Genomic DNA, 8,344 nt, shown 5'->3' on the forward strand with positions numbered 1-8,344 from the left:
GGTGGGTAACGGGTGGGTGGGTGGGTGGTCAGGCTGGGGTGGGGCGTAGTTCGGCGAAGTGGCAGGCGGAGGGGTGCGGGTCCGCTGCTCTCGGGACCGTCTGGGGGTCCTGGGTGGCGCAGATCTCCTGGGCCTTCCAGCAGCGGGTCCGGAAGTGGCATCCGCTCGGCGGGTCGGCCGGGCTGGGCACGTCGCCGACCAGCCGGATCATGTTGCGCTGCTCCCGGGCCTCCGGGTCCGGCACCGGCACGGCAGAGAGCAGAGCCTGGGTGTACGGGTGGGTGGCCCGCTCGTAGATCTCGTCCTCGGTGCCGATCTCGACGATCCGACCGAGGTACATCACGGCGACGCGGTCGGCGATGTGCCGCACCACTGACAGGTCGTGCGCGATGAAGATGTACGAGAGCCCGAGCTCGCCCTGCAGCTGCTTGAGCAGGTTGATCACCTGGGCCTGGATGGAGACGTCCAGCGCCGACACCGGCTCGTCGCAGACGATCACCTCGGGCTTCAGCGCGAGCGCACGGGCGATGCCGATGCGCTGACGCTGACCGCCGGAGAACTGGTGCGGGTACCGGTTGATGTGCTCCGGGTTGAGCCCGACCAGGTCCAACAGTTCCTGGACCCGCTTGGCCTTGCTGCCCTTCGGCGCCGCATCCGGGTGGATATCGAACGGCTCGCCGATGATGTCGCCGACCGTCATCCGCGGGTTCAGCGAGGTGTACGGGTCCTGCATGACCATCTGCATGTTGCGGCGCAACCGGCGCAGTTCGCCCCCGGAGGCCTTGAACAGATCCCTGCCCTCCAGGGTGGCGCGCCCGGAGGTGGGCGTCTCCAACCGCATCAGCAGCCGGGCGAGGGTGGACTTGCCGCAGCCGGACTCGCCGACCACGCCGAGCGTCTCGCCCCGACGCAGCTCGAAGCTCACCCCGTCGACGGCCTTCACCGCCCCGATCTGCCGCTGGAACAGCACGCCCTGAGTGATCGGGAAGTGCTTCACCAGGTTGTCGACGGAGAGGATGGTCTCGCCGCGGACCTTGGTGGAGTTAGCGGGCGACGCTGTCATCACGGACCTCCTGCGCGAAGTGGCAAGCGCTGGTCCGGCCGTCGCCGAGGACCAGGTCGTGCGGCACCTCGTCCACGCAGACCTGCTGCACGTACGGGCACCGGGGGTGGAACGGGCAGCCGGACGGGATGCGCATCAGGTTCGGCGGCAACCCCTTGATCGTCGACAGCTCCTGGCCGCGGACGTCCAGGCGCGGGATCGACTCCAACAACCCCTTGGTGTACGGGTGGGCGGGCGCCTTGTAGAGCGAGCGGACGTCGGCGTGCTCGACGATCCGGCCGGCGTACATGACCGCGATCCGGTCCGCGACACCGGCGACCACACCCAGGTCATGGGTGATCAGGATCATCGCCATGTTGAGTTCGCGGCGCAGGTCGGCGAGCAGGTCCATGATCTGGGCCTGCACCGTCACGTCGAGCGCCGTGGTGGGCTCGTCGGCGATCAGCACCTTCGGATCCAGCGCCAACGCCATGGCGATCATGACGCGCTGCCGCATACCGCCGGAGAACTGGTGCGGGTAGTCCCCGATCCGCTTGGCGGCACCCGGGATCTTGACCAGATCCATCAGTTCGATGGCACGGCGTCGAGCGTCGGCCCGGGACATGCCGGCGCGCTGGCGAAGCGTCTCACCGATCTGCCAACCGACCGGGAAGACCGGGTTGAGGGCGGAGAGCGCGTCCTGGAAGATCATTGCGATCTCCTTGCCGCGTACCTGCCGGCGCTGCTCCTCGGAGCGGGTGAGCAGGTCCTCACCCCGGTAGAGGATCTGGCCGGAGCGGACGATCGCGGGCGGGCTGTCCAGGATGCCCATGATCGCCTGGGCGGTGACCGACTTGCCCGAGCCGGACTCGCCGAGCACCGCGAGGGTCTCGCCGGCGTCCAGGTGGTACGACACGCCGTTGATCACGCGGGCGACACCCTCGTTGGTGCGGAACTCGACGTGCAGGTCCCGCAACTCCAACAGGTGGCCGCCCTCAGGCGTGGCAGAGGCGGGCGTGGGATTGATGGTCATGGCTGTGCCTGCCTTTCGCTCGCGACTGCGGGGCTCGCTTCGCTCACTCCTCGCGCTCGCATGGAGGGATCACCGCAGCTTCGGATCGAAGGCGTCACGGATCGCGTCGCCGAGCATGATGAACGCCAGCACTGTCAACGCCAGGAAGGTCGACGGGACGATCAACGGGGTGGCCGCCTCCCGCATGTGGATCCGGCCGGTGTCGATGTCCTGACCCCACGAGATGGTGGGTGCCTTCAGGCCGATACCCAGGAAGGAGAGCGTCGCCTCGGCCGCGATGAACGAGCCGAGCGCGATGGTCAGCACCACGATCGCCGGGGCCAGCGAGTTCGGCAGGATGTGTCGCCACATGATCCGGCTGTTGCCGGCGCCGAGCATCCGGGCCGCCGCGACGTAGTCCTGCTCCTTGGCGGTGATCACCGAGGACCGGACCACCCGGGCGGCGGTGGTCCAGCCCAGGAGAGCCAACACGAAGACGACCGCGCCGATCCGCGCCCACTGGTTGTCACTGGACACCCGCTTGAGCAGCACGATCGCGGCCAGCAGCAGCGGGATGCCGAGCACCACGTCGATCACCCGGGAGAGCACCGCGTCGACCCAGCGGCCGAAGTAGCCGGCCAGCATGCCGACCACCAGCGCGATGATCCCGGTGCCGAGCGCGGCGAGGGCGCCGACCAGCAGCGACGCCCGGGTGCCGTAGACCGCCCGGGAGTACGTGTCGCAGCCCTGGAAGTCGTACCCGAAGATGGCCCCGCCGGAGGGCCCGGCGTGCTGCCGGGAGAGCAGGCAGTCGTTCGGGCTGTTGGCGGTGAACACGCCGGGGAGCAGCGCCATCAGGGTGAAGATGACCACCAGCGCCAGCGAGATCCAGAAGATCGGGTTGCGGCGCAGGTCGCGCCAGGCGTCCCCGGCCAGGCTGCGGGGCTTGTTCGCGGCGCCGACCTGGTTGGGGGTTCCCGGCTCCCCCGAGGGGCCCCGTCGCGCGGCCTGGTTCTCGGTGGCCGCCACAGTCTCAAAGTCACTCATGCCTGCACCTCGCTGCGCTCGGCGCTGGCACTGTCGCTGCGCTCACTCATAGCGGATCCTCGGGTCGAGTACGGCGTACAGGACGTCCACCACCAGGTTCGAGACCAGGTAGACCACGACGAGCACGCTGACGATGCCCACCACCAGAGGGCCGTCCTCGGTGCGGATGCCGCGGAAGAGGTTGAAGCCCACGCCGGGGATGTTGAAGACGCCCTCGGTGATGATCGCGCCGCTCATCAGGTTGCCCAGTTCCACACCGAGGAAGGTGACCACCGGGATCAGCGAGTTGCGCAGCACGTGGACGATGACGATGCGCCGCTTGACCAGGCCCTTGGACCGGGCGGTCCGGACGTAGTCCGCGCGCAGGTTCTCCGCCACCGAGGCCCGGGTGAGTCGCAGGGCGGTGGCCAGCGACAGCGAGCCGAGCACGATGCCCGGCAGCAGGAGCGCGTAGAACGTCGGGTCGGAGCCGGCGGTGGGTGGGAAGAGCTGCCACTTGACGCCCAGGAGGTACTGCGCCAGCGGGGCCAGCACGATGGTCGGGATGCCCAGCACCAGCAGGGTCAGCACGAGCGTCGAGTTGTCGAAGATGCTGGCCCGGCGGATGCCGGCGAGCACCCCGGCGGTGACGCCGAAGATGATCGCCACTGCGAGCGCGATGAGCGCGAGCCGCACGGTGACCGGCCAGGCCTGCTGGAGGATGTCGCCGATGTTCCGACCGGTGAGTGACTCGCCCAGATTGCCCTGGAGCAGGTTCTTCACGTAGTCGAAGTAGCGGTAGAAGAAGCCGCCGACGCCGGTGGCGTCCAGGTGGTACTTCTCGGTCAGGTACGCCCGTTGCGCCGGCGTCACCGGTCGTTCGCCGGCGAGCGCCTGGATCGGGTCGCCCTGCCCGGCGAATGTCAGCGCGTAGACGATCAGGGTGGTCCCGAAGAAGGCCAGGACCATCTGCAGTAGGCGCCGCAGGATGTAGCGGAACATGCTTAGCAGTCTCTCCGGAAATGTGCGAAAGGGTCGCAGGACGGCATCTCTGGTCGTACCTGAAATGTCGGAGACGTGCCGTCCGGCCCGGGGGAGCCGGCACCACCGACGCCGGGTCCGCTGCTGCGGCCCGGCCCGGTGGCGCGGATTGGGCCACCCGGGCTTCGTCGCCCGGGTGGCCCGCACCATGCTCAGCTCAGCTGGCTGCTTCGATCTTGACGAGGTTGACCCGCTGGAACAGGTCCATCTCGACGTTCTTGACCTTGGACGAGTGGCCGAACACGTTCTCGCCGAAGCGGAGCGGGATCACCGGCATGTCCTTGGCCAGGATGTCCTCCGCCTGCTGGTACTTGGCGATCGCCTCGTCCTGCGTCTTGGCGGCGGAACCCTCCTTGACCAGCTTGTCGAACTCCGGGTTGCTGTAGCCGTAGTAGTTCGACGAGCCGTTCGTGCTGTACAGCGGGCCGAGGTAGTCCTCCATGGTCGGGTAGTCCATGACCCAACCCATCCGGAACGCGCCCACCGGCGTCTTCTTCTCGACCTTGGTCAGCAGGTCGGCGAACTTCGGCTCGGCCGAGCCGACCGCGTCCACGCCCAGGTTGGTCTTGAGCTGGTTGACGGTGGCGTCGACCCAGTCCTTGTGCCCGCCGTCGCCGTTGTACGAGATGACGATCTTCGACGGACCGCCGGCGGCCTGGTAGAGCTTCTTGGCCTCGGTCGGGTTGAACTCGCCAGCCGCGCCGGCGGTGTCCTCGCGGTAGCCCGGCAGGACCGGCGAGACGAAGGAGCGCGCCGACGTCTGCGAGCCCTTGAAGACCGACTTGGTGATCTCGTCACGGTCGATCGCCATCGAGATGGCCTTGCGCACGTCCGGGTTGGCGTAGTCCTTGTCGAACGTCGGGAACGCGAGGAACTGGAACGACGACATCGGGCTGGTCTTGTACCGGTCACCCAGGTCGGTCGGCGCGGTGCTCAGGCTCTCGGTCGGGATCGTGGGCAGCACGTCCAGGTTGTCCGCCAGGACGTCCGCGTAGGCCGCGGTGAGCTGCTGGTAGATCCGGAACTCGATGTTCTTGACCTTGGGCTTCTCGCCCGGGTACGCGTCGTAGCGCTCGACGTCGATCTTGCTGTCGTGCTGCCAGGTGCCCTTCATCTTGAAGGGGCCCTGCCCGATCGGCGCCTGCTCGTAGCCGTCCTTCAGCACGCCCGGAGCCGAGAACGCGGCGTCCGGCAGCGGGAAGAACGCGTTGTAGCCCAGCGTGGTCTTGAAGTCGATGTACGGCTCGGAGAGCGTCACGGTGAAGGTCGAGTCGTCGACCTTCTTCAGCCCGGACAGCTCCTTGGCCTTGGGGGCCTTGCCCTGCAGGTCCGCGTAGCCAGCGATCTTCTCGAAGAAGTAGTTGCTGTCCTGACCGTTGGGGGCGTACGCGCCGTAGTTCCAGGCGTTGATGTAGCTCTGGGCGGTGACCTTCTCGCCGTTGTGGAAGGTGAAGCCGTCCTTGAGCTTGATCGTCCAGACCTTGTTGTCGGACGTGGTGATCGACTGCGCGGCGACCTCGTACGGCTTGTTCTGGGCGTCGTAGTCGACGAGCGGGCTGAACAGGCCGGCGAGCACCTGCGACCCGGACGTCTCGGTGGTGTTGGTGGGAACCAGGTGCTTCGGCTCGGCGATCTGGATGCTGACCACCGAACTGTCGCTGCCACCGGATCCACCGTCTCCGCCGCTGCCGCAGGCCGCGAGGCCCAGCGTCACCGCGAGCGGGAGGGCGGTCCAGGCGGCGAGTCTACGAACTCGCATTGAGCCTCCTCATCTCCTCACGCTGCGCAGTCAAGCCCGACGCTGGGTTACGCTGCGCAACAAGCGGTAACGGTAGGTCGGTGACGGGCCTTCGGCAACGACGCGGTTGCGGGTGGGTAACGGTCCGGGCTCTCCCTCCTTGTCGAGCGCGGATGAATCTGCTAGTCGAAACCGGGTTTCCTGGCAATATGCTGCGGATTTTCGGGCGACTGACGAGCTGGTTGGGCTCGGTTGGGGTGGCTCGACACCAGCTGGGGTGAAGGTCCGGTCTCCGTTTCGCCGGCCCGTCCTGTCTGGTTCGACAGTGATCGAACCCACAGATTGTGACTGAGAGTGACTAGCGACACGTCACACACGGTCACTCAGGCGGTAGTCAGTTCGGCTCGGCCCGAACGTCGGGCAACCGGCCCCTGACAGTGGCGGCGGACCGCCCCGAGCTGAGGTCGTCTGAACCGCGGGTGCCGGTCGTGAGACGATCTGGGCGTGACGGCGACGCTTCTGGACGGCAAGGCAACCGCAGCGGAGATCAAGGACGAGCTGCGCATTCGGGTGAAGGCGCTCGCGGAACGCGGCATCACCCCGGGGCTCGGCACCGTCCTGGTCGGGGCGGACCCGGGCAGCCAGGCGTACGTCAACGGCAAGCACCGCGACTGCGCCGAGGTGGGCATCGCCTCGATCCGCCGCGAACTGCCGGCCGACGCCACCCAGCAGCAGGTCGACGACGTGCTGGCCGAGCTGAACGCCGACCCGGCGTGCCACGGCTACATCGTCCAGTTGCCGCTGCCGGCCCACCTCGACACCCAGCGGGTGCTGGAGTTGATCGACCCGGACAAGGACGCCGACGGCCTGCACCCGGTCAACCTGGGTCGGCTCGTGCTCGGCTACGACGGGCCGCTGCCGTGCACCCCGCGCGGCATCGTCGAGCTGCTCCGCCGACACGACGTGGCGCTGCGCGGTGCCACCGTCGCGGTGGTCGGCCGGGGCAACACCGTCGGGCGCCCACTCGGCCTGCTGCTCACCCGGCGCAGTGAGAACGCCACAGTCACCCTGTGCCACACCGGCACCCTCGACCTCGCCTCGCACACCCGCGCCGCCGACATCGTCATCGTCGCGGCCGGCGTGCCGGGTCTGCTCACCGCCGACATGATCAACCCGGGCGCGGTGGTGGTGGATGTCGGCATCACCCGCGTGATCGGCGCGGACGGCAAGGGCCGTTACACCGGCGACGTGGACCCGGAGGTGGTCCAGACGGCCGGCGCGCTCGTCCCCATGCCCGGCGGCGTGGGCCCGATGACCCGGGCCATGCTGCTCACCAATGTCGTGGAGCGCGCCGAGCGCGGCTGACCCGTGCCGCGACGCGTCGAACCAGGACGGCGGTGACGTTCGCCCCATCCCGGCGATGCCCGCCGCCCCTGGCCGGATCGGTGCCAGGATGACTGATACGGTCCGGAAAACCGACTGGTATCAGGGAGTGGGACGACCATGGGTAAGAAGGTCACTGTCGTCGGGGCTGGCTTCTACGGCTCCACCACCGCACAACGCCTGGCCGAGTACGACGTCTTCGACACCGTAGTGATCACCGACATCGTGGAGGGCAAGCCCGCGGGCCTGGCGCTCGACCTCAACCAGTCGCGGGCCATCGAGGGCTTCGAGACCAAGGTCGTCGGCGTGACGACCGGCCCCAACGGTGAGGGCTACGAGAGCATCGAGGGCTCCGACGTCGTCGTGATCACCGCTGGTCTGCCGCGCAAGCCCGGCATGAGCCGGATGGACCTGCTGGAGACCAACGCCAAGATCGTCCGCCAGGTCGCCGAGAACGTCGCCAAGTACGCCCCGAACGCCGTCGTCATCGTGGTCTCCAACCCGCTGGACGAGATGACCGCGCTGGCCCAGCTCGCCACCCAGTTCCCGAAGAACCGGGTGCTCGGCCAGGCCGGCATGCTGGACACCGCCCGGTTCAGCAACTTCGTCGCCGAGGCGCTGAACGTGCCGGTGGCGTCGGTACGCACGCTGACCCTGGGCTCGCACGGCGACACGATGGTCCCGGTGCCGTCGAAGAGCACCGTCAACGGCAAGCCGCTGCGTGACGTGATGCCGGCCGAGCAGATCGAGGAGCTGGTCGTCAAGACCCGCAACGGTGGCGCCGAGGTGGTCGCCCTGCTCAAGACCGGTTCGGCGTACTACGCCCCGTCCGCCGCCGCGGCCCGGATGGCGAAGGCCGTCGCCGAGGACTCCGGCGACGTCATGCCGGTCTGCGCCTGGGTCGACGGCGAGTACGGCATCTCCGGTGTCTACCTGGGTGTCGAGGCCGAGATCGGCGCTCAGGGCGTCAAGCGGGTCGTCGAGACCGACCTGGACGCCGACGAGCTGGCCAGCCTCAAGGAGGCCGCCGAGGCCGTCCGCGCCAAGCAGGCCGACATCTCCAGCATGTGATCGACCCAGCAGTACGCAAGGGGCGCGGCGG

At 68.3% G+C, this 8,344-nt stretch carries 7 protein-coding genes; 2 read left to right on the plus strand and 5 right to left on the minus strand.

The annotated features are described in order from the left end of the window. Positions 1-28: 28 nt before the first annotated feature. The 5 genes from QCZ28_RS34285 to QCZ28_RS34305 all read right to left on the minus strand — a co-directional run bounded on the left by QCZ28_RS34285 (position 29) and on the right by QCZ28_RS34305 (position 5,880). Positions 29-1,063: a dipeptide ABC transporter ATP-binding protein gene (locus tag QCZ28_RS34285; RefSeq protein ID WP_279520509.1), complete on the minus strand. Its 1,035-nt coding sequence runs from the start codon at positions 1,061-1,063 to the stop codon at positions 29-31. Beyond that, positions 1,044-2,075 (minus strand): ABC transporter ATP-binding protein, encoded by a 1,032-nt coding sequence (locus QCZ28_RS34290; RefSeq protein ID WP_279520510.1) that lies wholly within the window; start codon positions 2,073-2,075, stop codon positions 1,044-1,046. Before QCZ28_RS34290 ends, QCZ28_RS34285 begins: the two co-directional genes overlap by 20 nt. Before the next feature lie 69 nt (positions 2,076-2,144). After that, a complete protein-coding gene (locus QCZ28_RS34295; RefSeq protein ID WP_279520511.1) occupies positions 2,145-3,101 on the minus strand; it encodes an ABC transporter permease in 957 nt (318 codons plus the stop codon). Positions 3,102-3,143: 42 nt separating this feature from the next. Continuing rightward, complete coding sequence (locus QCZ28_RS34300; protein ID WP_030338354.1) at positions 3,144-4,082, minus strand: ABC transporter permease; 939 nt, start codon at positions 4,080-4,082, stop codon at positions 3,144-3,146. 196 nt (positions 4,083-4,278) lie between these two features. Next, the gene (locus QCZ28_RS34305; protein ID WP_279520512.1) at positions 4,279-5,880 is read right to left on the minus strand and encodes an ABC transporter substrate-binding protein; all 1,602 of its coding nucleotides are present in this window, start codon (positions 5,878-5,880) and stop codon (positions 4,279-4,281) included. A gap of 483 nt (positions 5,881-6,363) precedes the next feature. Here QCZ28_RS34305 and QCZ28_RS34310 point away from each other — a divergent pair, with 483 nt between their 5' ends. Continuing rightward, complete coding sequence (locus QCZ28_RS34310) at positions 6,364-7,224, plus strand: bifunctional methylenetetrahydrofolate dehydrogenase/methenyltetrahydrofolate cyclohydrolase (RefSeq protein ID WP_030338359.1); 861 nt, start codon at positions 6,364-6,366, stop codon at positions 7,222-7,224. A gap of 138 nt (positions 7,225-7,362) precedes the next feature. Continuing rightward, positions 7,363-8,313, plus strand: a complete 951-nt coding sequence (gene mdh, locus QCZ28_RS34315; protein WP_279520513.1) for a malate dehydrogenase — start codon at positions 7,363-7,365, stop codon at positions 8,311-8,313. Positions 8,314-8,344: the final 31 nt, after the last annotated feature.

The sequence above is a fragment of the Micromonospora sp. DH14 genome (assembly GCF_029809455.1).
Classification (GTDB): domain Bacteria; phylum Actinomycetota; class Actinomycetes; order Mycobacteriales; family Micromonosporaceae; genus Micromonospora; species Micromonospora parva.